Origin of the sequence: Elioraea sp., assembly GCF_022842375.1 — a bacterium.
Classification (GTDB): domain Bacteria; phylum Pseudomonadota; class Alphaproteobacteria; order Acetobacterales; family Acetobacteraceae; genus Elioraea_A.
In genome coordinates this window covers 1-23048 of sequence record NZ_JALHPR010000044.1, presented here as the reverse complement: position 1 = coordinate 23048, position 23048 = coordinate 1, and the positions used below count along the sequence as shown (strand labels likewise).

Sequence of the window (23048 nt, the reverse complement as noted above, 5' to 3'; positions counted from 1 at the left end):
GCTGGGGTGCGGCACTGCGTTGGGGGCGGCACTGCGTTGGGGGGCGGCACTGCGTTGGGGGGCGGCACTGCGTTGGGGCGCAGCACTGCGCTGGGGGGAGGCGGCGGGCCTGCTTCGGTTCACCGCCGTGCGGTCATTCGCCCCAGCCGTTGGCCCGAAGCCCTGCTGCGGCGCGCTGCGCACCGGCTGCTGCGCGGTGCGCGGCGAACTCGCGGGGCGCGGCTGCGCTGTGGGGCGCGCCTGTTGGGTCGCCTGCCTCTGAGGCGCGCCGAGCTCGCCCAGCGGCGCGCGTGCATCTGCAGTGGCGGCGGCGCGACGATCGGCACCCGAGGTCCTTGCCTCGGCACGGTCGCCCGCGCGCGGCTCGGCCCGGTCGCCACGGCTGTCCTGGCGTTGCTCCTGGCGGTCGCCTGCAGCGTCCTGGCGTTGGCCCTGGCGGTCGGCGATCGCCTCCTGGTCCACCGAACCCCTGGGGTAGTAGGGCGGCGGGGGATAGGCAGGCCCGCCATAGCCGTAGCCCCAATCGTCGTCGTCGTCCTCGAGCAGCTCCCCGAGCAGGAGCCCAGCGCCGATGCCGATCGCGCCGGCGACGATCGCCGTGCCGACGGTGCTCGGGCCACTGTTCTGCACCACGGTGGTGGTCGCGGGCGCCGCCGCCGGGGCGGCCGCTGCTGGTGCAGCGGCGGGCGGGGCAGCCTGCGCCGCCTCTGCCTGCACCTGGGGCTGGGGCTGGGGCTGGGGTTGGGCACCCTGGACCGGTTCCTGCGTCCGTGCCTGCGCCTCTGCCTCCGCTGCCTCCTCGGCCCGGGTCGTCACCCGCCCGTAGGCGAGCCACACGTCATTGGGCTGCGTGGCGTAGGCGGAGCCGAGCGCCGAGGTCTGGGCGATGTTCCCGGCGAGATAGGCAAGGGTGCGTGGCGCCCGTTCGGCCAGCACCTTGACCGGGGGTGGCCAGTTCTCGTCCATCGCGCCGCGGCTCTCGGCAGGCCGCTTGGCCCAGGCATCGGCTGCCATGAGGTCGGCCGGGTAGCGGGCGGCGTCGAGCACGAGGCCGACCGCGTCCTGCGGCGCCCCGGCATAGGGTTCGAGCAGGTCATCGAGCTGCGCGGGGCCAAGCTTCGGCGTCTCCGCGCCCGGAACCGGCGCGCGCTGAGGTGCCTGCGCAAAAGCTGGCGCAAAAGGCGGCCCGACGCCAAGCGCCAGCGCCGCCACGCCGGCAAGCAACACGGCCGTCCACCTCGTCATGCCTACGCTCCCCGACCCTTGAGGGGCCAGTCTATCGTCGTGGACGGCCGCTGGCGTTGACGAAAATCAACCCCGCCCGGCCTCGCCGCGCGCTCAGGCGACGATGCGCGTCGTCAGCGTGCCGATGCCCTCGACGGTCGCCTCGATCACGTCACCGGGGCCGAGCACGCGCGGCGGCACCATCGCGTAGCCGACGCCCGACGGCGTGCCGGTGGCGATGATGTCGCCAGGCTCGAAGGTCAGCCCCTGCGAGAGGGTGGCGATGATCGTCGGGATGTCGAACAGGAGCTGGCTGGTGCGGCTGTCCTGCCGCGCCTCGCCGTTCACCGTCAGGCTGATGCGCAGGTCGGGCGGGCTGGCGATCTCGTCCGCCGGCACGATCCAGGGGCCGAGGGGGCAGGACCGGTCGAGCCCCTTGCCCTTGAACCACTGGCCGTGGCGGCGCTGGAGGTCACGCGCGGTGATGTCGTTGGCCACCGTGTAGCCGAAGATGTGGTCGAACGCGCGGTCGGGCGCGATGTCGCTGCCCCCGGTCCCGATGATCAGGGCGAGTTCGACCTCATAGTCGAGCACGCGGGTGATCGCGGCGTAGGAGGGAACCGTCTCGTCCGGCCCGATCACGGCCGTCGGCGGCTTGGTGAAGAACTGGGGGTACTTGGGCGCCTCGGTCGTCTCGCGGCCGGCGGCGCGGTCACCCTCCGCCACGTGCTCGATATAGTTCCGCCCGACGCAGAAGACGTTCTTGGCAGGGCGCGGGATGGGGGCGAGCAGCCGGAAGGCCCCCTTGGCCAGAACCGCCCCGGCGGGCGGCTTCGCCGCCGCCGCGCGGAGGACAGGCCCGAGCGTGGCCCAGGCGCGGATGGTGGCGACCATGTCGGACAGGGGGGCTGGGTCGACCCCGGCCGCGCGGGCGGCAGCCGGGCCGTCCAGCGCCGTGCCGTCATCCAGCACCAGCCCGATTCGGGTTTTCCCGTCAGCCAGGATCGTCGCCAGCCGTGTCGTCATCACCCGTTTCCCCACCCTGTTCTGCGCCTTGGTGGGCGATACTCCGCCGGAGCGGCGGTGCCTGTCACCCCCAGGGCTGGGTCGCGCCATCCATGCCGCCCGTGCATGGCCACGGGGGCGCCCTGCGCATGCCGCATTCACGCGGCGTTGGTCTATGTATGCTCCTGATGGGGGCAGCAGCATGCCGGCAGACGGCAGCAGCGCGCCGCTGTATCGTCCACGCGCCGTGGCGGGTCATGCCGCGGCGAGGGGACACGTTCGCAAGCAAGGGGCCGGTCCGTGACGGGGCCGGTACGTGGTCACGATGGATGCGATCGCCGGGCTGAACATCGACAGCTTCCTCGATGGGATCAAATCAGGGGATGCGGCCTATGTCGCCGGCCTCTACGACAAATGGTCCGGTGACCACGCGTCGGTCGAGCCTGGCTGGGCGGCGCTGTTCGGGGCGCTCTCCTCCGGCGGATTGCCCAATGCCGGCATGTCGCGGCCGCAGGCGCCATCGGGTGTCCAGCCCGCCCTCGCGGATGCCCGTGCCGCCACGCTCGACAGCATCCGAGCGCTGATGTTCATCCGCGCCTACCGCGTGCGCGGCCATCTCGAGGCGCAGCTCGACCCGCTCGGCCTCGAGGCGCCGAAATCCCACCCCGAGCTCGACCCCGCCACCTACGGCTTCGGCCCAGCGGACATGGACCGGCCGATCTTCATCGACCACGTGCTCGGCCGCGAGACGGCCACGCTGCGCGAGATCGTCGCCATCCTGCGGTCGAGCTATTGCGGGCCGATCGGCGTCGAGTTCATGCACATCCAGGACCCGGACCAGAAATCCTGGATCCAGCGCCGCATCGAGGGCGCGCCCTGGACCACCGCCTTCGACGCCTCGGCCAAGCGCGACATCCTGACGCACCTGACGGAGGCCGAGGGCTTCGAGGTGTTCTGCCAGAAGAAGTTCGTCGGCACGAAGCGCTTCGGCCTCGAGGGCGGCGAGAGCGTGATCCCCGCCGTGCAGACCGCGATCGAGACGGCGGCGGCAAACGGCGTGGTCGAGGTCGCCATCGGCATGCCGCATCGCGGCCGGCTCAACACCCTCGTCAACGTCATGAAGAAGCCGTTCTCGGCGGTGTTCAGCGAGTTCCAGGGCAACGCCTCGAGCCCCGATGACGTGCAGGGTTCGGGCGACGTGAAGTACCACCTCGGCACCTCGACCGATGTCGAGATCGCCGGGCGGATGGTGCATCTCTCGCTGCAGCCGAACCCCTCGCATCTCGAAGCGGTCGACCCCGTCGTGGTCGGCAAGATCCGCGCGAAGCAGGACATGACGGGAGACCGGCGCGGCCGGCGCTCGGCCATGGCGATCCTGATGCACGGCGATGCCGCCTTCGCCGGCCAGGGGCTTGTCGCGGAGACGCTGGCGATGAGCCAGCTCATCGGCTACCGCACCGGCGGCACGGTGCATTTCATCGTCAACAACCAGATCGGCTTCACCACCGTTCCGGCGCACGCCTATTCGGGCCTCTACTGCACCGACATCGCGAAATCGATCCAGGCGCCGATCCTGCATGTGAACGGCGACAACCCCGAGGCCGTGGTGTTCTGCGCCCGCCTGCTCACCGAGTTCCGCATGCAGTTCGGCGTCGATGCCGTTCTCGACATCGTCTGCTATCGGCGCCACGGGCACAACGAGAGCGACGAGCCGGCCTTCACCCAGCCGCTGATGTACAAGGCCATCCGCGCGCAGAAGACCACGCGCACGCTCTACGCCGAGCGCCTTGCCGCCGAAGGCTCCGTTCCCGCGGCGGAGGGCGAGGCGATCCAGGCGCGCTTCAACGCCGCGCTGGAGGAAGCGTTCGAGGCGGGCAAGACCTTCAAGCCGAACAAGGCCGACTGGCTGGAGGGCCGCTGGGCCGGCCTCGCTCCCGCCACCAAGGACGACGAGGCGAAGGAAGATGCGACGGCCGTCCCGCTCGACGCGCTCAGCGAGGTGGGGCTTGCCATCAGCCACGTGCCTGATGATTTCGCCGTCAATCCGAAGATCGCCCGCCAGCTCGAAGCCAAGCGCGCGATGATCGAGACCGGCGAGGGCATCGACTGGGCGACCGGCGAGGCGCTCGCCTTCGGCACGCTGCTCCAGGAAGGCCATTTCGTGCGGCTGTCGGGCGAGGACTGCCAGCGCGGCACGTTCAGCCATCGCCACGCCGTGCTGATCGACCAGAACACCCAGGCCGAATACACGCCGCTGAACCACATCAAGGATGGGCAGGCGACGATCGAGGTGTTCAACTCGCTGCTGTCCGAGGTCGGCGTACTCGGCTTCGAGTATGGCTACACGCTGGCCGATCCGAAGGCGCTGGTGCTGTGGGAGGCGCAGTTCGGCGACTTCGCCAACGGCGCGCAGGTGATCATCGACCAGTTCCTCGCCTCGGGCGAATCGAAGTGGCTGCGCATGTCGGGCCTCGTCATGCTGCTGCCGCACGGGTTCGAGGGCCAGGGGCCGGAGCATTCCTCGGCGCGGCTCGAGCGCTATCTCCAGCTCTGCGCCGAGCGGAACATGCAGGTGTGCAACTTCACCACGCCGGCGAGCTACTTCCACGCGCTGCGGCGGCAGCTGAAGCGGAACTTCCGCAAGCCGCTCGTCGTGATGACCCCGAAATCGCTGCTGCGCCACAAGCTCGCGGTGTCGTCGCTGGCCGATTTCGGCCCGGGCTCGTCCTTCCAGCTCGTCATCCCCGAGACCGACGCGCTCGTGCCCGATACCGATGTGCGCCGCGTCGTGCTCTCTACCGGCAAGGTCTACTACGACCTGCTGCAGGCGCGCCGCGACAAGGGCATCCGCGACGTGGCGTTGATCCGCCTCGAACAGCTCTATCCGTACCCGCGCAAGACACTCGCAAAACTGCTCGCGCAGTATCCGAACGCCGAGGTCGTGTGGTGCCAGGAGGAGCCCGAGAACATGGGGGCCTGGACCTTCCTCGACCGCCGCATCGAAGCCTCCCTCGCCGATGCGGGCCGGTCTGGCATGGGGCCGGGCGCGCGGCCGCGCTACATCGGCCGGCGCGAGGCGGCGAGCCCGGCGACGGGCTTCTACAAGGTCCACAACGCCGAGCAGGCGGCGCTGGTCGAGGACGCACTCACGATCTGAGTCGGGTTGCGCCCGGCGCCTGCGCGGGCTCATCTGCCTCCACACCATCCCTTGCGCTGAAGGTCATGCATGTCGGTCGAGATCAAGGTTCCCGCCCTCGGTGAAAGCGTCAGCACCGCCACCGTCGCGCGCTGGATGAAGAAGGCGGGCGAGGCCGTGGCGGCCGACGAGCCGATCGTCGAGCTCGAGACCGACAAGGTGACGGTGGAGGTGCCAAGCCCCGCCGCCGGCGTGATCGAGGCGATCGTCGCGGCCGAAGGCGCCGAGGTCGAGGTCGGTGCCGTTCTCGGCACGATCGGCGCTGCCGGGTCCGCTGCCGCCGCGAAGCCGGCGGAGGCGCCGAAGCCTGCGGCAGCACCCGCCACCGCTTCCGGCGCCCCGCGCCCGCCGCTGCCGGCCGCTGCGAAGCTGATGGCCGATGCCGGCGTCTCTCCCGCCGCCGTGTCGGGCACCGGGAAGGCAGGCCAGGTGACGAAGGCCGACGTGCTGAAGGTGATCGAGGGCGGCGCGAAGCCGGCGCCCGCGCCTGCTCCGGCGCCCAAGCCCGCCGCGGCAACTGCACCCGCACCAGCCCCCGCCGCACCTGCGGGCGCGCGCGCGGTGCAGCGGCAGAAGATGACGCGCCTGCGCATGACCATCGCGCGGCGTTTGAAGGAGGCGCAGAACACCGCCGCCATCCTGACGACGTTCAACGAGATCGACATGTCGGCGGTGATGGCACTGCGGACGAAGTACAAGGACGCGTTCGAGAAGAAGCACGGCGGCGTGCGGCTCGGCTTCATGGGCTTCTTCGTGAAGGCCTGCGTCGCGGCACTCACCGAGTTCCCGAACGTGAACGCCGCGATCGAGGGCGAGGAGATCGTCCTGCACCACTACATGGACATCGGCATTGCCGTCTCGGGCCCCACGGGCCTCCTCGTGCCGGTGCTGCGTAACGCCGAGACGCTGTCGATCGCCGGTATCGAGGGCGCGATCACGGCGTTCGGCAGGAAGGCGCGCGACGGCGCGCTGACGCTCGACGAGATGTCGGGCGGAACATTCTCGATCACCAACGGTGGGGTGTTCGGCTCGCTGATGTCCACCCCGATCCTGAACCCGCCGCAATCGGCCATCCTCGGCATGCACAAGATCGAGGAACGGCCTGTGGCGATCGGCGGGCAGGTGGTGATCCGCCCGATGATGTACGTGGCCCTGTCGTATGACCACCGCATCATCGACGGCCGCGAGGCGGTGAGCGCGCTCGTGCGCATCAAGGAAGCGATCGAGGCGCCCGAGCGGCTGCTGCTCGAGGTCTGAGCCTCAGCCTGTGCCGAGGAACCGCGCATTCTCCACGCGGATCGCCGCTGCCGCATCGTCGTACAGGAAGGGCAGGAAGGCGAAGCGCTCGCCCTTCGTCACCGGCAGCACCTCGTGCAGCAGGCCGCAGCCGAACACCACGGCAGCCCCCGTCGCAGGCTTGTAGCTGCGCGTGCCGAACTCGGGGAAGCGCAGGTCTCCGCCCTCGTGATTCTCGGCGCAGAGATTGATGCTGACGGCAAAGCGCCGATGCGCGGTTCCCTTCGTCGTGTTGTCGCGATGCGCGCGGAAATGCCCCTCGCCAGCGGCGTAGCGCGCGACGAGATAGCGTTCCATCCGCGTCACCTGGAACTGGAAGGCCTTGGCAATCTCGGGGATGACGCGGCGGAGGATGCGCTCGCGCGCGCCGGTCATCAGCGCCTGGTCCTCGAGCGTATGGTCCTGGCGCTGCTTGAAGCCCGGGTCCCTGATCTCGACCGTGCGGCCGTCGACCTCGCGCATGAAGCCGCTCGCGGTGCGCTCGCCGCCATGCCAGGCAGCGATCAGTGCCGCGCAGAACTCCGGCTCGAACACGCGCGGCAGGATCAGCACCGGCGCATGCACCTCCATGCCGGCATGTGCGCCGATCTCAGGCAGCGCGGGGATGGAGGCGGCGAGTGTGCCGAGTTGCGACAGCGGAACGGCCTCAAGCACGCGAAGCCCCGGGTCGATCAGCAGCGCGAAGGCCTGGAACACCCCGTCATCGCCAAGCGCGCCGTAGAGGCGGCTGACGGCAAGGGCATGGTCGTCGAAAAAGCGCAGGCCAGGGCGATCGGCAAGGCGCCCCGCCGCGACATCATCGGCATCGACGGTGACACCGAAGAAGCAGGCGCGCTCATCATCGAACACGCGCTCATGCGGCGCGAGTGCCGCGAGCGCGGCAGCGACGGGGGGCTGCGCCGCGCTGCCGAGGAAGGCGAGCACGACATAGCGGCCCGCCACGCTCCCGAAGGCGAAGCGCGGATTGCCAGCGCAGGGCGCGTTGAAAAGCGGAACGCTGTCGCCGCGCGTGTAAGGAAACGGCTTCCCGGCCATCGCCTTCTCCCGAAACGTTACGCTCCCTTGAATACAGGAAGTATCTCGGGAAGAAAACGAACCCGGTCGGCCCCGCCCTGGTCCTCGACGCTGTTGAGGATGCGGTGCCCCGGCTGCTGCCGGACGCACCAGTAGGCGAGCGGGTGGCCGGCGGCGCGCGCCGCATCGCGCATCTCGGCAAGCCTCGCGACACGGCGCGGATCGGCATCGTTCTCGAACCGGCTGCCGAATGTTGCGTTGCCGGTGTCCCACTCGCCGATCGCCACGGGAACGCGGTTCCGCCTGCCCCACTCCGCACCACGGCGCACGAGGTCTGCCGCCGGAACCGAGGCAGGCTCGTAGCCGTGCCAGGAATAGATCACGCGCGCCCCGCCGCGGCGCGGATCGGCCCACGGCGTCATCGCAGTCAACGAGTTCAGGCTGCCCCAGCGATGGCCGCCGACCATCAGCCAATGCTCGGGCGCGCCGCGGCGAAGGGCTGAGAGCCGCGCGTCGCGGATCGGGCGCCACTGGTCCCAGCTGTCGTAGACGGCCTCGTTCTGCTCCTCGATCACGAGGTCATCTGCGTTCCAGCGGCCGGCGGCCCAGGCAGCCCATCCTTCCGTTATCGCATCGATCGGGCCATAGCCGAAGCCACCCGGAGCACCGCTGGCTTCGGCATAGTCGCGGAGGTTCTTGCCAAAGATCGTCCACACCACGACGAGGCCGGCACCGATGAGCGCATCGATGCTCGCGGCCCAGGTGTCGAAGTACCGCCTCAGCTTGCCCTCCTCGTTGTTGAGGAAGAAGGAGGGCTGCATCAGGCGCAGCTCGCGCGGCTGCTCCGTGTCGGGGGCGTCGGTGCGCTCGCCGGCAAGCTCGACCGAATCGGCACGGCCGATGCGCACGAACGGGTAGGGCATGCCAGCGCGCACGCGCACGCCCGCACGCACCACCGTGCGGTTGGGCACGATCGTGGTGCCAGGCGCCCAGGGCCAGCGGAAGGGTGCCGGAAAGCCGAGGATGCCCTCGCCCGACCGCCCCTCGATGATGCGCTGGAGATTGGGGGAGACGAAGTCGCTCCCCTGGCCAGGCACCTGGAAACAGTCGAAGAACACGCGCACCCAGCTGACGCCGTTGTCACGCAGGTAGCGTGCATTCTCGGCGGAAAATGCTCGGGGCCTGCCGCCGCCGCCGGCGAGATAGGCGAAGCCGCGCTCGATGTTCACGCCAAGCCCTTGCGCCATCCGCGCGTAGGGTGTGCTCATCGTTCCGGCCCCGACCGTTACGTCCTCATGCAGCGTCTGCAGCAGCGCGCAGCGTATCGCCGAAGCGCACCAGCGCGCCGCGCGGCTCGCCGAGAAGTGTGTCCTCGCGCATCACGATCTCGCCACGTACCACCGTTGCCATCGGCCAACCGGTGATGCGCATGCCGTCGAACGGGGTCCAGCCGCAGGGAGAGACGATCCAGTCATTCGTGATCGTCCGCTGCGCCTTCATGTCGACAAGGGTGAAATCGGCGTCGTAGCCGGCCGCGATCCGCCCCTTGCCGACGATGCCGTAGACGCGCGCCGGCCCTGCGCACATCAGATCGACCAGACGGCCGAGCGAGAGGCGGCCTGCGTTCACATGATCGAGCATCACGGGAACCAGCGTCTGCACGCCCGTCAGCCCAGCCGGGCATTGCGGCCAGGGCTTCATCTTGAGCTCGGCTGCATGCGGCGCATGGTCGGAGCCGATGACATCGACGGTGCCGTCGGCCACCGCGGCCCAGGCGGCATCGTAGTGGCGCCGGTCGCGGATCGGCGGGTTCATCACGCCGAAGCCCTTCAACGTGTCGTACACGTCGGGGGCGACCTGCGTCAGGTGGTTGACCAGCACCTCGATCGTTGCAATATCGCGATAGTCACGCATGTAGGCGAGTTCCTCCGCCGTCGAGACGTGCAGGATATGCGCCCGCCGCCCGGTCTTGCGCGCGAGTGCCATCAGCCGCCGCGTGCCGAGGAAGGCGCACTCAACATCGCGCCACTCGGCATGCGACGAATGCGGGTCACCCACCTTGTAGAGGGGCGCGCGCTCCTGGAGCCTGTACTCGTCCTCGCTGTGATAGGCGATGCGGCGGTAGCCGCTGCGCATCACCCGTTCAAGTGACGCATCGTCCTCCACCAGCAGGTCGCCGGTCGAGGAGCCGGCGAAGATCTTGATCGCGCACACGCCGGGCTCCTGCTCGAGCGCGGCGAGGTCGGGGATGTTGGCCTTCATGCCGCCGACATAGAGGCCCATGTCGACGAAGGCGCGGCCGGTGATGAACGCGCGCTTCCAGGCGAGCGTCGCGGCATCGACGATGGCGGGCCGCGTGTTCGGCATGTCGAACACCGCGGTGAGCCCGCCGAGTGCCGCCGCCTTCGTCCCTGTTGCGATCGTCTCGACAGCCTCGTTGCCGGGTTCGCGCAGGTGCACATGCGCATCGATCAGGCCAGGCAGGACCATCAGCCCGCGCGCGTCGAGCACCGTCGCGGCCGTCGCCCCCTGCCCGGCGGCGAGCGATACGATCCGCCCGGCACGCACGCCGAGATTGGTCGCAGCCTCACCCCAGGGCAGCACCACGGTGCCGCCACGGATCAGCAGGTCATAGTGTTCCGCCATCATCCCCTCCCCTCGCTCAACGTTCGCTCAGCGTTTCGAACACGTCGCCTGTCGGCATCAATCCGCGCACATGCCGGCGATGCCAGAGCGCGTAGTAGAGCAGCGACCACGCGGCGAAGGCCTGGTGCTTGCCCATCGCTCCGCCCTGCAGGCGGAAAAGATCGCCGAGCGCGTCCGCGCGCACCACAGCCGTCACGGCCTCGTCGGCCGCGAGCAGCGCGCGCACCCGATCCGCCCTCGCACCGATCCAGGCACCGACGGGAACGGTGAAGCCCTGCTTCTTCGCGAAGGGCCGCGCTTCCGGCATCGCCTCGGCGAGCCAGGCGCGCAGCGCCCATTTGCCGATTCCGTCGCGCACCTTCAGCGCATCGGGAAGGCGGAAGGCGGCGGCGGCGATGGCGGGGTCGAGCAGCGGCGTGCGGCCCTCGAGCCCGTGGGCCATCAGGCAACGATCGAGCTTGGCGAGAAGGTCGTTCGGCAGCCAATCGACCATGTCGGTCGCCTGTGCGGCCATCAGCCGCGTGCGCCCTGGTGCCGCTGCGGCAGCGGCCGCACCTTCCATCCCATCGCGCCAGCCCGGGGCGAGGTCGCGCCTGAGGCCGAGGCGTTCGAGCATGCCGCGCGCACGCATCACCCGCCCGCCGAGCCACCATGGCCGCATGGCGGAGCGGTAGCGGCCATAGCCGCCGAACATCTCGTCGCCGCCCTCGCCCGACAGCACCACCTTCACGTCCTGCCGCGCGCGGCGGGCGAGCAGCCAGGTCGGGACAATGGCGTAGTCGGCGGCGGGGTCGTCCATCGCCGCGGCGATCACGGGCAGGTGCGCCCAGAAATCCGCCTCCGTCACCGTCACCTCGACATGCGCCGCACCCGCGGCCGCGGCGGCGGCGCGCGCGGCCGCACGCTCATCGGCAGCGCCGGGAACATCGAAGCCAGCGGTGAAGGCAAGCACCGGGCGTTCGTTCAACCGTGTCATCACCGCAAGCACCGCGGCACTGTCGATGCCGCCCGACAGGAACAGCCCGTAGGGAACATCGGCCCGCTGGTGTACCGCGATGCTGTCGGTCAGCGCCGCGTCGAGGCGCGCGATCGCGTCCTTTTCGCCGATCACTTCCGGCCCTCCATCGGGCAGGGCCGCCTGGCGGTGGCGGGCGACGATGCGGCCATCCTCGATCGCCACCACCTCGCCCGGCAGCAGGCGCCTTATGCCGGGGAACACCGTCTCGGCGCCCGTGGTGAACTGGAGCTCGAGCAGCTCGTCGCGCTTTGGCCGGTCGAGCCCGCGCTGCACGAGCCCGGCGTCGAGCAGCGCACCAGGTTCCGAGGCGAAGGCGATTCCGGCCTCCGTGTCGGCGAGGTAGAGGGGCTTGATGCCGAAAGGATCGCGCGCGAGCACGACGCGGCGCGCCGCACGGTCATGGATCGCGATCGCGTACATGCCGCGCAGGTGGTCGACGAAGCCAATCCCGTCGCGGCGATAAAGATGCAGCGGCGGCTCGCAGTCACTCCCCGTCGCGAAGGCAGTGCCGGCAAGCGTGTCGCGCTTCAGCTCCACGTAGTTGTAGATCTCGCCATTCGCGACGAGCACGGCCCCGCCAGGCTCGAACAGCGGCTGGTCACCGGTCGCGAGGTCGATGATCGCCAGCCGGCGTTGCAGCAGCGCAGCCCCCGGTGCCGCATGAACACCGGCGCCATCAGGCCCGCGATGGGCGAGCGCTGCGTCAAGCGCCGCCATCGCGCCATCCGGCACGGTGGCGTTGGGTTTCAGCGCGAAGCCGGCGATGCCGCACATCAGGCAGCCACCGTGGCGAGGAAGTGCCGCCAGCGCGCGATGACGGGTTCGGGTGCGTAACGGGCGGCCCATGACGCCCGCCCGGCCGCGGCGAGCGTGCGCGCCCGCGCGGGATCGGCGATCAGCGCGGTGATCGCGCGCGCCAGGGCCTCCGGCTCATCGATCGGCACGAGGACACCGTCAACGCCGTCGGTGATCACCTCAAGCGGCCCCTGCGCCACCGTGGCAATCACCGGCCGCTCGGCTGACCACGCCTCCAGCACGACGTTGCCGAGCGGCTCGTGCCGCGATGGGCAGACATGGATGTCGGCGGCTGCGAGCAATGCCGCCTGGTCATCACGCCAGCCGAGGAGGTGGACGCGATCGTCAACGCCATGCCGGGCTGCAAGCGCCATCAGCGCCTCGCGCTCCGGCCCCTCGCCGGCGATGACGAGATGCGCGTCGCCGATGTCGGCCAGTGCGGTGACCAGCGTATCGAACCCCTTGTTGCGGTGAAGCCGGCCGAGTGCCAGCAGCAGCGGAACGCCCTCCGGCACGCCGAGGTCGCTGCGCAAAACCGGTTCGCCGCCGGACAGGTCAGGCGTGAAGTTCGGCAGGTGATGCGCACGCTCCGCCGGCCAGCCCTGGTCGATGATGTAGCGCACGATGCCTTCGGTGTTGCCGACGAGGTGGTGGCAGGCGCGGTAGTGCCGGAGGTCATAGTAGCCGCCGAGGCGCCCCACCTGAACCCACGGCCCCCGCGGCGTCTTGCCCGCCGCGCGGTTCATCCAGGAGACGACGACGCGCGGCGCGAAGCGGCGGAGGGCGAGGCCAAGGCGCGGGCGCGTCAGCAGGTCGAGCGGCCCGCCGAAGGCGAAGCCGCGCACCGGCACGCCGGCGGCGGCCAGGGCTGCCTCGCGCTCCCGGTCGCTGCGGATCAGCGCCATCACATCCTCGCCCGACGCGGCGAGTGCCGAGACGAGGCGGACGAAGAATGTCTCCGCCCCGCCGTGATGCGCGCCTGCCATCACCATCGCCACCTTCGTCACGCCGCACCGTCTGGACGGTGACGTTCGGGTTCCAGCCGCGCCTTCAGGTGCGCGAGCAGCGGATAGAGCCCCGCGCAGAGCGCGATGAGAAGCCCCCAGCCGCCCTCGCGATAGCCCTTCCGCGCGAAGAAGCACTTCCAGAACCGCGAGACGAAGCGGCGCAGGTTGCCGGAGAGCGTGCCGATGTCGCCTGACGCCAGCATGTCGGCCGCCCGTGCCGACGCGTAGCGGTCGAGCCGTCGCATCATGTCGCTGATGTCGCGATCGACGTAGTGCAGGAAGGCGTGCGTCAGCCGCGGCCCCTGCGCGCCCGTCCAGCGCAGCGAGGGGTGCACGCGCTGCATCCCCCAGTGCTTCGCGCCGCGGCGCGACAGGCGCGGCACGGCCGAGGTGCCGAACGACCCGCCCCAGCCGTGGCGGACGAGATGGGTGCCGATGTAGTTGTCGAGCGGGATCTCATGCCAGGCGAAGCCGCTCGTTGCGATGACCGAGCGGATCTCGGCCGCGAGTGCCGGCGGCACGTGCTCATCGGCATCGACCTCGAGGATCCAGTCGCCGGTGCAGGCGGCAAGGCCTGAGTTGCGACGCTCCCCCTCCACCGGCCACGCGCCCTCGATCACGCGCGCGCCCGCCTCGGCCGCGATGGTGGTGGACGCATCAGTCGAGCGGTCGAGCACGACGATGATCTCGTCGGCGAAACGCAGCGTCGCGAGGCACGCGGCGAGGCGCTGTTCCTCGTTGCGCGCGACCACCAGTGCCGAGAGCTTCGGCGCGCTCATTGCGCGGCCTGCGGTGCGGCCACGCGCGCGAGCAGCGCGACGGCACCGGCGAACGCCACCTCGACGGTGAGAGAGCCCATCAGGCTTCCAGTCGTGCGGTGGTCATAGCCGGGCGTGGCGACGAGCTCGTGCACCGTCTCCTTCGTGCGCACGAACGCCGCGCGGCGGCCGACGGGGGCATAGTCCTCCGGCGGCGAGGGTCCGAACAGGCCGAGCGTCGGCGCACCAGCGGCGGCGGCAAGATGCATCAGCCCCGAATCGTTGCCGACATAGAGCGAACAGCGCGCGAGTGCGGCAGCGGCCTCGGGCAGGGTGAGCGTGCCCGCGAGGTCGATCGTGCGTGAGCGCGGCAGGGCGGCGAGAACCGGGGCCGCCAGCGCACGCTCCGCCTCGCCGGGGCCGGCGAACACCGCAGCACGCGCGCCAGGCAGCGGCCCGTCGGCGGCGGCCAGCCGATCGAACAGGGCCACGAAGCGGTTCGCATCCCACACCTTGCCGGGCCAGTTCGCGGTCGGGCCGAGGCCGATGACCGGCGCGCCCGGCGGCAGGAGGGCGGCAGCGCGCGCATCATCGGCAGGCCGCGTCCAGGCGACGGGCAGCGGTGGCGGGTCGAGGCCGAGCACCGCGCCGAGCTGCGCGATGCGGTGCCCCGCCTTCCGCCCGCCGCGCATCACATGCCGCTCGCCCGCGCGGATCATGTGGGTGAGCGCCGAGCCGCGCAGGTCGACCGCGATGTCCCACCGCGTGGCCGCCACCGCCCGCCAGAGCGAAAGCCAGTGCAGCCCGAAGCGCTGCTTCGGCAGTGCGATCACCCGTTCCGCATTGGGGCATGCCGCGAACACGCCAGCGGCAGCGGGGCCGCAGGCGATCGTGACGGCAGCGCCCGGATGCGCGCGCAGCAGATGGTCGAGCAGGCCGGTCGACAGCACCGCGTCGCCGATCCGGGTCGCGGTGACGAACAGGATGCGCATCGCGGCGCTTGTAGCCGAGGCCGGCGCCGCTGTCAGGACCACAGCTTGGGCTGCGGCGCTTGTGCGGACGCGTCACGCCTTCCATATCGCGAAGCATGGAAAGCATCGCGCACCTGCCACATCGCGGCGCCGTCGCCGTCGAAGGGCCCGACAGGGTCACGTTCCTTCAGGGCCTCGTCTCGGCCGACGTGCGGGAGGCAGCGCCCGGGCGCGCGCCGTGGTCGGCGCTGCTGACGCCGCAGGGCAAGTGGGTGCATGAGTTCTTCATCCTCGCCGATACCGGCATGAACGACTCTGGCCGGCTGGTGCTCGAATGCGAGCGCGAGCGTGCGCCTGACCTGGCCCAGCGCCTCTCGCGATTCCGGCTGCGGGCGAAGGTGACGGTCGCCGACATCTCGCCGGGCATCGTCGTTGCCGCCGGCTGGGGCATGTCGGTGGTTCCCGGGGGCCTCGCCGCGCCCGATCCGCGCCTGCCCGAGGCAGGCTGGCGCGGGGTGTTTCCCTTGGCCGACGCACCACCGGCCACGGCCGATTGGACGGCGTGGGACGCTCATCGCCTCGCGCTTGGCCTGCCTGACGGCAGCCGTGATCTCGAGGCCGATCGCACCCTGCTGCTCGAGGCGTGGTTCGAGCTCCTGGGCGGCGTGTCCTGGACCAAGGGCTGCTACATGGGTCAGGAGCTGACGGCGCGGACGAAGTATCGCGGCCTGGTGAAGCGGCACCTCGTTCCCGTCGCGGTCTCGGGCCCGCTGCCGGCCCCAGGCACACCCGTGCTGCGGGACGGCGCGGAGGTCGGCACCGTGCGCTCAGGCCGGGGCGCCCTGGCCCTGGCCATGCTGCGGACAGATGCGATGGGCGGCCCCCTCACGGCCGGCGAAGCGACGCTCACCCCCGCACCGCTGCCGTGGATGGCGCCCGAGGATGCTTCAGGCGAGGCAAGCGCGCCGTGACGGCACACCCACAAGGCGGGCTCGACAATGCCCCGCCGCCGGTCGCGGTCCACCCGCCCGTGCTCTATGGCGCGGCGTTCCTGCTTGGCCTCGGCCTCGACAGGCTGTTGCCGGTCGCGGCTTTCCTCCCCGATGGCGTGCGGCACGGCGCGGCGAGCATGCTCATGGTGTTCGGCACCTGCTTCGCGCTCTGGTCGGCCTGGCTGTTCCGCCGCGCCGGCACCGGCATCCCGACCTGGCAGGCCGCCACGCGGCTGGTGCAGCGCGGCCCCTACGCGATCAGCCGCAACCCGATGTATGTCGGCGTCACCGCGCTCTACGCGGGGCTTGCGCTCGCGGTGGCCAGCACCTGGGCGCTGCTGCTGCTCGCGCCCGTCCTCGTGGTGATGGACCGGTTGGTGATCGCGCGGGAGGAGCCGTATCTCGCCGCCCGCTTCGGCGCGCCCTACGTGGCCTACAAGGCGCGCGTTCGGCGCTGGCTCTAGAGCCATGCCTGGAGCAGCTTAGCCCGTGCAGTTCGCCGGGTTGGATCAGCCGATGAGCAGGTGATCGAACAGCGGGACGGGCGGCAGGATCGCGCCGGGCATCGACAGGGCCTGGGCCAACACATCCGGAGTCGGCGTCGCTGGGCTGTCAGGCAGCGTCATCGGCGGCATGTCGGAGGCGAAGACGACGCTGTTGGTGGGCAGCGCCGGGTCGATCACGGCTGACCCGACGCCCTTCGTCGCATCGGTGACGAGCAGCGGGGCATCGCTTGCCGGCGATGTCGTGCTGGTGGCAACGGCGATCGCGGCAGCCGTCTCGGCCGTTGCGGCGGCGGCATCGGCCTGCGCGGCATTGGCCTGCGCGGCATCCGGCACCTTGTCGGCCTGCTTGGCCGCGGCCTCGATCGTCGCGGCCGCCTGGGCGGCGGCTGCCTTGGTCGGCGTCGTCGATGCCTTTGGCGCGTGGGCGACGACCTCGGAGTCATCGGCGTCGGGGTCGAATTCGATGGAGCAATGCGGCAGCGGTGCGCCCTGGTCCTGCGCCCCCTTCTGGCTCGCGGCGGACCTGTCCTGCCCCTCGCCGGGCCTCGACAGTCCCTGGCCGGCATCGGTCGACGCAGGGTCGCCGGACCGGCAGGCCTGGCCGTCCTCATTCTCTCCCTTCGTGGGCGCGAGGTCGCTGATCCGGACGGGGGCGGTCGCTGTGTTGGACGGGTCGGACGGAAGGGTCGGCGCGATCTGGCGCGCAGGCAGCACCGGAACGGCGGCGTCGGTCTCGCCGCTGGTGTGCGAGGACGACTCGTAGGCCGGGTTCGTCGCCTCGGACGCAGCCTGCTCGGAGCGGCGCGTTTCGGCCGATGCGGTGCTGAACAGCGTGGGCAGGACCGGCAGCGCCGCGATCGCGCTGGCACTCATGGACGCAGTCGGGCCGTGCCCGGCCTGCGCGGCCTTGGTGGTCCATGTCGAGCGTAGCTTTGCGTCCATCTCGGTCACGCAATCCTGGTCGGTGATGGGCAGCACACACGCCTTGGGCATGTGTGAGGTCCCCGCCAATTGCCTCACACTACTGCGCGCACGCGAGTTCGTGAATAGTTTTTCCACAGGGTAGAGAGTCAAGGGCGGACGTTCCCGCGTGCGGAAGGGTTGTCACGACCATGTCAACCGCGTGGATGGCCGGAGGTTGCACGCGGCGCGGCCCGTCACCGCCCGAGCATGAAGGGCGCGGAGTGAGCAAGAACGCCCTCAATGCTGCCCTCACCCTGCTCGGCTTCCGCGCGGCCAACGACCTCTGGCGAGGAAGGCGGGGCTGAACTCCTGGTCGGGCAGGGCCTCGCGCAGGAACTCTTCCGGCCCGGCGAACATGACGACGTCGCCATCGTTGCCCTGCACGGCGAAGCACCGGTCAGCCGTGAACAGGATGCAGCCATCCTGCTGCGCACTTCGAACAGCCGCCTCAATATAGGAGTCATTTCCTATCTCAACGGAGCGACACGGCCACCTGCGACGCGCCATCCCGGCCGCCATCCGCGTCGCGGGATTTCCCGGCCGTCAGACGAACAGCAGCGCTGCCCCCCCGGCCTGTGCGGCATCGACCAGGAAGCCGCCGGGCACCGCACGGCCGCGCCCGGCGGCGAGGCGAGCGATGGACGCCGCCCCGTCATCGGTGCCGATCACGAGGCCAGCGATGAAGGGCAGGCAGGGCACGGCAAGCCCCGGGAACAGCCGCCCGACAGCCGCCTGCGCCACGACCCTGAGCCGCCCCTCGCCCATCGCCACGACCCGGTCATCCCCCTCCGCGCGCGGCGGCGAACCGGCCAGCTGGCCAAGCCGCGCCGCCACCGCGTCCGGGTCCTCGACCGCCAGCACCGTCTCGATCAGCGACACCGCGTGGTTCGGATGGTCGAGCAGCCCCGGCTGCCACAGCAGCTCCGGCGTCAGGTGGCGAATGAGCTGGATGCGCCCCTCCGGAGCCTCCGGCAGCGGCAGCCGGGCGAAGCGCGCCGTGCGCCCCCCCTCGGGCGTGTCGACCGGCCGTTCGAGCCAGGCGATTCCGGGGATGGCGATGCCGTCGGCCCGCAGTCGGGCAAGCTCGGCTTCCGCGTCGTCGATGCCAAAGGCGATGATGTGCAGCCCCTCGTAGCGCGTGAGGAACCGGTCGAGCGTATTCGAGGGCAGCGCCGGGTCGACCACCGCGATCAGCTCGAGATAGCCCTGCCGCAGCATCGCGCAGCGGTTGCCGGTGCCGATCGGGCGCGCCACCCCGTCCGCCCCGGGGGCGTGATGCTGGGCGAAGGGGGTGAGGGTGAAGCCGAGGGCGGCATAGGCATCGGCCAGCGCATCGAGGTCGCGCCCGGCGATGCCGACATGGTCGAGGGTGGTTGCTGCCATCGGGCTCAGCCCACCACCGTCTCGTATTTCGCCTGCTGCCAGGCCACAGGCTCGGCATCGGCCTCGTCGTACCAGCGGGCGACGAGCGGGTGCGCGCGCACGGCAGCGACATAGGCCCTGCTCGCCGCGCTCAGCTCCGGCGCCCAGGTGATGAAGCGGGTGACGACGGGCGCATACATCGCATCCGCCAGGGTGAACGTGGCGCCGAACAAATAAGGCCCGCCCTCGCCGAACCGCGCCCGCGTGTCGGCCCAGAGCGCCTCGATCCGCGCAATGTCGGACAGCGCCTCGGGCGTGCGGCCGTGGCCGGCGGCGCGGGCGGCGAAATCCTTCCCCGTGTTCATCCACATCGCCTGGCGCAGGCCGCGGAACCCACCATGCATCTCGGCCGAGATGGCGCGCGCATGGGCACGCGCCCGCGCCTCGGTCGGCCACAGCGCGGGGGCGAGTTCGGCACAGTATTCGGCGATCGCGATGCTCTCCCAGATCACCGCGCCATGATGGTGCAGGCAGGGCACGAGCCGGTTGGGCGAGATTGCGGTGATGCGGGCGGCCGTGTCGGGCTGGCCGAGCGGGATCAGCACCTCCTCGACCTCGAGGCCCGCCATGTGCACCGGCAGCCAGCCGCGCAGGCTCCAGGACGAGTTGCGCTTGGTGCCGATATAGAGCGTGCCGTCTGGCATCAGGGCCTCCGCAATGAATCTCTGTCGTGCAACGATGCCATGCGGGACAGGGCCTGCCCATCCCGGCTGTCGAGCCCGCAGGCATCAGTCGAGGCGGCAGCATGGGTTGAAGGGACAGGCATGGGTTGAAGGGACAGGCATGAGTTGAAGCGGAGGCCCATCTGTTGAAGAGAAAGGCTGGCGGTGCCACCCTGCGGCGCCGTCCCGGGAACCCGGGCTGCCAAGGAGCACGCCCCCATGAATGTCACGCTTCGCCCGAACAATCTCGACGCGTTCTGGATGCCGTACACGGCCAACCGGAACTACAAGGCAGGCCCCCGCCTGCTCGCCCGCGCGGAGGGTGTGTCGTACTACACGCCCGAGGGACGCGAGGTGCTCGACGGCACCGCCGGCCTCTGGTGCGTGAACGCGGGCCATGGGCGGCGCGAGATCGCCGAGGCGATCAAGGCGCAGGCCGACGAGATGGATTTCGCGCCGACCTTCCAGATGGGCCACCCGATCGCCTTCGAGGCCGCCGCCAAGCTCGCCGAGTTCACGCCTGACGGGCTCGACCGCATCTTCTTCACCAACTCGGGCAGCGAGAGCGCCGACACAGCGCTCAAGATGGCGCTCGCCTACCACCGCGCGCGCGGGCAGGGGCATCGCCAGCGCCTCGTCGGCCGCGAGCGCGGCTACCATGGCTGCGGCTTCGGCGGCATGAGCGTCGGCGGCATCGTCGCCAACCGCCGGCAGTTCGGCGCGCAGCTTCCGTATGTCGATCACCTGCCGCACACCCACCTGCCGGGGCAGAACCTGTTCACCCGCGGCGAGCCCGAGCACGGCGCCAATCTCGCCGATCATCTCGAGGATCTCGTGAAGCTGCATGGCGACACCATTGCCGCGGTGATCGTCGAGCCGGTCGCGGGCTCGACCGGCGTTCTCGTGCCGCCCAAGGGGTATCTGAAGCGGCTGCGCGAGCTCTGCACGAAGCACGGCATCCTGCTCATCTTCGACGAGGTGATCACCGGCTTCTCGCGCCTCGGCTCGGGCTTCGCGGCAGAGCATTTCGCCGTGATGCCCGACATCGCGACGATGGCGAAGGGGCTGACCAACGCCGCCGTGCCGATGGGGGCGGTCGCCGTCTCGAACGACGTGTACGAGACGGTGGTCAACGGCGTGCCGGGCGGCATCGAGTTCTTCCACGGCTACACCTATTCAGGCCACCCGCTCGCCTGCGCGGCCGCCATCGCCTCGATCCGCATCCACCAGGAGGATGATCTCGCCGGCCGCGTGCGCGCGATCCAGCCCTACTGGCAGGAGGCCGCGCACAGCCTCCGCGCCAACCCGCTCGTGACCGACATTCGCGAATGCGGGCTGATCGCTGGCATCGAGCTCGAGCCGGTGAAGGACAAGCCCACCGAGCGTGCGACGCGCGTGTTCCAGCGCTGCTTCGACGATGGACTGCTGGTGCGCGTGACCGGCGACATCGTGGCGCTGTCGCCGCCGCTGACGATCGAGAAGCAGCATGTCGACCGCATCTTCGACACGCTCGACAAGGCCGTGCGGGCAGAGGCGGCCTGAACCAGCCGCGCCAGGGAAGCGACACGGCGATGGGCTCCGCGACGCGGCTGCTGCTTGGCGGCCTCGCGCTGGGCGTCGTCGCGACGGCGGGAGGCACGGTGTGGTCGCACCTTGCCTCGCAGCGCGCGATCGAGACGCTCGAGCGTTTCTCGGCAGAGCCTGGGCGGTTCGATGCCGCGGGCCTCGCCCTCGATCAGGCGCGGCTCTATGCCGCAGCACTCGAGACGCTGGCCGGCGCGCCACCGGTGCTGCTGCGGCAACGCTACGAGGGCTTCGTCGCCGCGATCGCGCGCGTGCGCGGCGACGAGTGGCGCGTCCACTTCGCGTCCCTCCCCCGCTTCGAGGAGACGCTGGCCCAGCTCGATGCCCTCGTCGCGCGGATCGATGACCTGCTCGGCGCCACGGCATCCGTCCCGGCGAGCCAGGGTGCTGCGATGCCGCAGTCCGCCGTCATCGAGCTGACGCGGCTGTTGCCGCCGTTGCGCGAACCGCTCGCGGAACTGGCGCTCGCCTTCGATGCCTCCGCGTCGGTACAGGCGGCGCAGGCACTCCGCCGGCTCGAACGCGTGCGGCAGACCGAGGCGCTGGCGACCGGCGCCTTCCTCGTCGCGATGCTCGCGCTTGCGACCGTGGGGCTCGTCATCGTCCGCGGCCTGCCGCGCGGCGACGAGGATGGGTTCGGCCTTCCCGCCCCGCCGCCGGTGTTCGCCGGCGCGCCGATGCTGGCTGCCACCGCGCGCGACCTCGCCGGGCCGCTGCACCGGATCGCCGGCACCTTCGGCATGGTGCTCGACGTGCCCTTCCTCGATGCCGAGACGGTGCGCGCGACGCGCGCCGCGCTCGATGCCGCCGAGGACCTGCTCGACCTCTCCGACGCACTGGCCGACGCCGCGTCGCTGGCCGCCGGCAGGAGCGATCCGGTGCGCACCGCCTTCGACCCGGCCGAGACGGTGGGCGATGTGCTGCGCGCGCTCGAGACACGCGTGACCGAACTCGGCGGCCGCGCGGCGCTGGTGCAGGCCCCCAGCATCGCAACTGGAATGGCAGCCGGGCAGACACGCAGCCAGCCTGACCTGGTGATCGGCGATGCGCCGCGCTTCGTTCGTCTGCTGAAGGCGCTGATCGTCAGGCTGCTGCCGCTCGGCCCCAGCGCGACCCTCGGCGTGGCGGTGCGGCAGGAGGGGAGCGAGCTTGCGCTGCTCGTCGGCGATGCGACCTCCGCCTCGCTGCCGGCGCAGGCCTTCGAGACGGTGGAGTTGCGGGAGGCGTGGCCTGGCCAGGACCTGGCCGACGGGCTCTCGCCGGCGATCGCGCTTGCCGAGGCGCTCGGCGGCAGGCTCACCCGCGCGCGCGCCGGCGCGGGTCGCAGCGAAACGGTGCGCGCCATGCTGCCTTTCCCGGCCGCCACGGCTGCCGACCTCGCGGCGGAAAGCCGGCAGGAGGGCCGCACCCTTCGCCTGCTCGCGGTCGATGACGTTCCGACCAACCGCCGCCTGCTCGCTGCCATGCTGGAGCGCCACGGCCACCAGTGCGACCTTGCCGCCGATGCCACCGAGGCACTGCGCCGGCTGCGCGAGGAACCCTATGACGCGGTGCTGATGGATGTGCAGATGCCCGGCATCGACGGGCTCGAGGCGACGCGGCTGATCCGCGCGATGCCGCCGCCCGTGGGCCAGATCCCGGTGATCGCCGTCACCGCCCATGTGCTGCCCGACCAGCACGAGACCTTCCTTGCCGCCGGCATGAACGGGGTCATCAGCAAGCCCGTCGCCACCGCTGCGCTGATGGCGGCCCTGGGCCGGATCGGCACGCGCCGCGGCGCGACACTGCCCTCCTCCGATGCCGGGCTGCCGCTGCTGGACGACGAAACCGTCACCCTCGTCCGCTCCACCCTGACGCCTGCCGATTTCTCCCGCTTCGTCGAACGGCAGACGGCGGAGGGCGCTGCCGCGCTCGCCGAAGCCGAGGCCGCCATCCGGCGCGGCGACAGGCTCGGGCTCGCCGCCGCCGCACGGGCCGTTGCCGCCGCCT

Annotated in this window: 19 protein-coding genes; 6 read left to right on the top strand and 13 right to left on the bottom strand. The window is 70.9% G+C overall.

Annotation, left to right across the window (positions count from 1 at the left end):
• The coding region (locus Q0C38_RS21690) for a DUF3300 domain-containing protein (protein WP_291299223.1) at positions 1–1245 on the bottom strand (1245 nt) is incomplete at its 3' end.
• A gap of 93 nt (positions 1246–1338) precedes the next feature.
• Entirely contained in the window at positions 1339–2250 is a 912-nt protein-coding gene (locus tag Q0C38_RS21685) for a fumarylacetoacetate hydrolase family protein (RefSeq protein WP_291299222.1), read from the bottom strand.
• A 304-nt stretch (positions 2251–2554) separates the two neighbouring features.
• Between Q0C38_RS21685 and Q0C38_RS21680 the strand changes: the two genes are divergently transcribed.
• Both Q0C38_RS21680 and odhB read left to right on the top strand, forming a co-directional pair.
• A complete protein-coding gene (locus Q0C38_RS21680; protein ID WP_291299224.1) occupies positions 2555–5386 on the top strand; it encodes a 2-oxoglutarate dehydrogenase E1 component in 2832 nt (943 codons plus the stop codon).
• Between the two features lie 69 nt (positions 5387–5455).
• The gene (odhB, locus tag Q0C38_RS21675; RefSeq protein WP_291299221.1) at positions 5456–6682 is read left to right on the top strand and encodes a 2-oxoglutarate dehydrogenase complex dihydrolipoyllysine-residue succinyltransferase; all 1227 of its coding nucleotides are present in this window, start codon (positions 5456–5458) and stop codon (positions 6680–6682) included.
• Between the two features lie 3 nt (positions 6683–6685).
• On the opposite strand, the gene Q0C38_RS21670 is transcribed toward odhB, so the two are convergent.
• From Q0C38_RS21670 to Q0C38_RS21640, 7 genes are read right to left on the bottom strand one after another with little or no spacing between them, the layout of a single operon-like run.
• On the bottom strand, positions 6686–7756 hold the full coding sequence (locus Q0C38_RS21670; RefSeq protein WP_291299220.1) for a 2OG-Fe(II) oxygenase: 1071 nt from the start codon (positions 7754–7756) through the stop codon (positions 6686–6688).
• Positions 7757–7773: 17 nt separating this feature from the next.
• Positions 7774–9003, bottom strand: a complete 1230-nt coding sequence (locus Q0C38_RS21665) for a cellulase family glycosylhydrolase (RefSeq protein ID WP_291299219.1) — start codon at positions 9001–9003, stop codon at positions 7774–7776.
• 25 nt (positions 9004–9028) lie between these two features.
• Positions 9029–10381 (bottom strand): dihydroorotase, encoded by a 1353-nt coding sequence (locus Q0C38_RS21660; RefSeq protein ID WP_291299218.1) that lies wholly within the window; start codon positions 10379–10381, stop codon positions 9029–9031.
• A gap of 16 nt (positions 10382–10397) precedes the next feature.
• Positions 10398–12173, bottom strand: a complete 1776-nt coding sequence (asnB, locus tag Q0C38_RS21655) for an asparagine synthase (glutamine-hydrolyzing) (protein WP_291299217.1) — start codon at positions 12171–12173, stop codon at positions 10398–10400.
• The gene (locus tag Q0C38_RS21650) at positions 12173–13201 is read right to left on the bottom strand and encodes a glycosyltransferase (protein ID WP_291299216.1); all 1029 of its coding nucleotides are present in this window, start codon (positions 13199–13201) and stop codon (positions 12173–12175) included. The genes asnB and Q0C38_RS21650 overlap by 1 nt, the downstream gene beginning before the upstream one ends.
• Positions 13198–13980 (bottom strand): glycosyltransferase family 2 protein, encoded by a 783-nt coding sequence (locus tag Q0C38_RS21645; protein ID WP_291299215.1) that lies wholly within the window; start codon positions 13978–13980, stop codon positions 13198–13200. Before Q0C38_RS21645 ends, Q0C38_RS21650 begins: the two co-directional genes overlap by 4 nt.
• Entirely contained in the window at positions 13977–14951 is a 975-nt protein-coding gene (locus Q0C38_RS21640; RefSeq protein ID WP_291299214.1) for a glycosyltransferase family 9 protein, read from the bottom strand. Before Q0C38_RS21640 ends, Q0C38_RS21645 begins: the two co-directional genes overlap by 4 nt.
• Before the next feature lie 95 nt (positions 14952–15046).
• On the opposite strand from Q0C38_RS21640, the gene Q0C38_RS21635 reads away from it, so the two are divergent.
• Both Q0C38_RS21635 and Q0C38_RS21630 read left to right on the top strand, forming a co-directional pair.
• Complete coding sequence (locus Q0C38_RS21635; RefSeq protein ID WP_291299213.1) at positions 15047–15901, top strand: folate-binding protein YgfZ; 855 nt, start codon at positions 15047–15049, stop codon at positions 15899–15901.
• Positions 15898–16386: an isoprenylcysteine carboxylmethyltransferase family protein gene (locus Q0C38_RS21630; RefSeq protein WP_291299212.1), complete on the top strand. Its 489-nt coding sequence runs from the start codon at positions 15898–15900 to the stop codon at positions 16384–16386. Before Q0C38_RS21635 ends, Q0C38_RS21630 begins: the two co-directional genes overlap by 4 nt.
• Positions 16387–16431: 45 nt before the next feature.
• Here Q0C38_RS21630 and Q0C38_RS21625 read toward each other — a convergent pair whose 3' ends face one another.
• The 4 genes from Q0C38_RS21625 to Q0C38_RS21610 form a co-directional block, all read right to left on the bottom strand.
• The gene (locus Q0C38_RS21625; protein ID WP_291299211.1) at positions 16432–17421 is read right to left on the bottom strand and encodes a hypothetical protein; all 990 of its coding nucleotides are present in this window, start codon (positions 17419–17421) and stop codon (positions 16432–16434) included.
• A gap of 219 nt (positions 17422–17640) precedes the next feature.
• Positions 17641–17775 carry a hypothetical protein gene (locus Q0C38_RS21620; protein WP_291299210.1) on the bottom strand — a complete coding sequence of 45 codons (135 nt, stop codon included), beginning with the start codon at positions 17773–17775 and terminating at the stop codon, positions 17641–17643.
• A 159-nt stretch (positions 17776–17934) separates the two neighbouring features.
• A complete protein-coding gene (locus Q0C38_RS21615; protein ID WP_291299209.1) occupies positions 17935–18774 on the bottom strand; it encodes a VOC family protein in 840 nt (279 codons plus the stop codon).
• A gap of 5 nt (positions 18775–18779) precedes the next feature.
• Positions 18780–19457, bottom strand: a complete 678-nt coding sequence (locus tag Q0C38_RS21610; protein ID WP_291299208.1) for a glutathione S-transferase family protein — start codon at positions 19455–19457, stop codon at positions 18780–18782.
• A 237-nt stretch (positions 19458–19694) separates the two neighbouring features.
• On the opposite strand from Q0C38_RS21610, the gene Q0C38_RS21605 reads away from it, so the two are divergent.
• Together Q0C38_RS21605 and Q0C38_RS21600 are read left to right on the top strand one after the other, a co-directional pair.
• The gene (locus Q0C38_RS21605) at positions 19695–21017 is read left to right on the top strand and encodes an aspartate aminotransferase family protein (protein ID WP_291299207.1); all 1323 of its coding nucleotides are present in this window, start codon (positions 19695–19697) and stop codon (positions 21015–21017) included.
• A gap of 29 nt (positions 21018–21046) precedes the next feature.
• Positions 21047–23048, top strand: a 2002-nt coding sequence (locus Q0C38_RS21600) for a response regulator (protein WP_291299206.1), incomplete at its 3' end; no start/stop codon positions are given.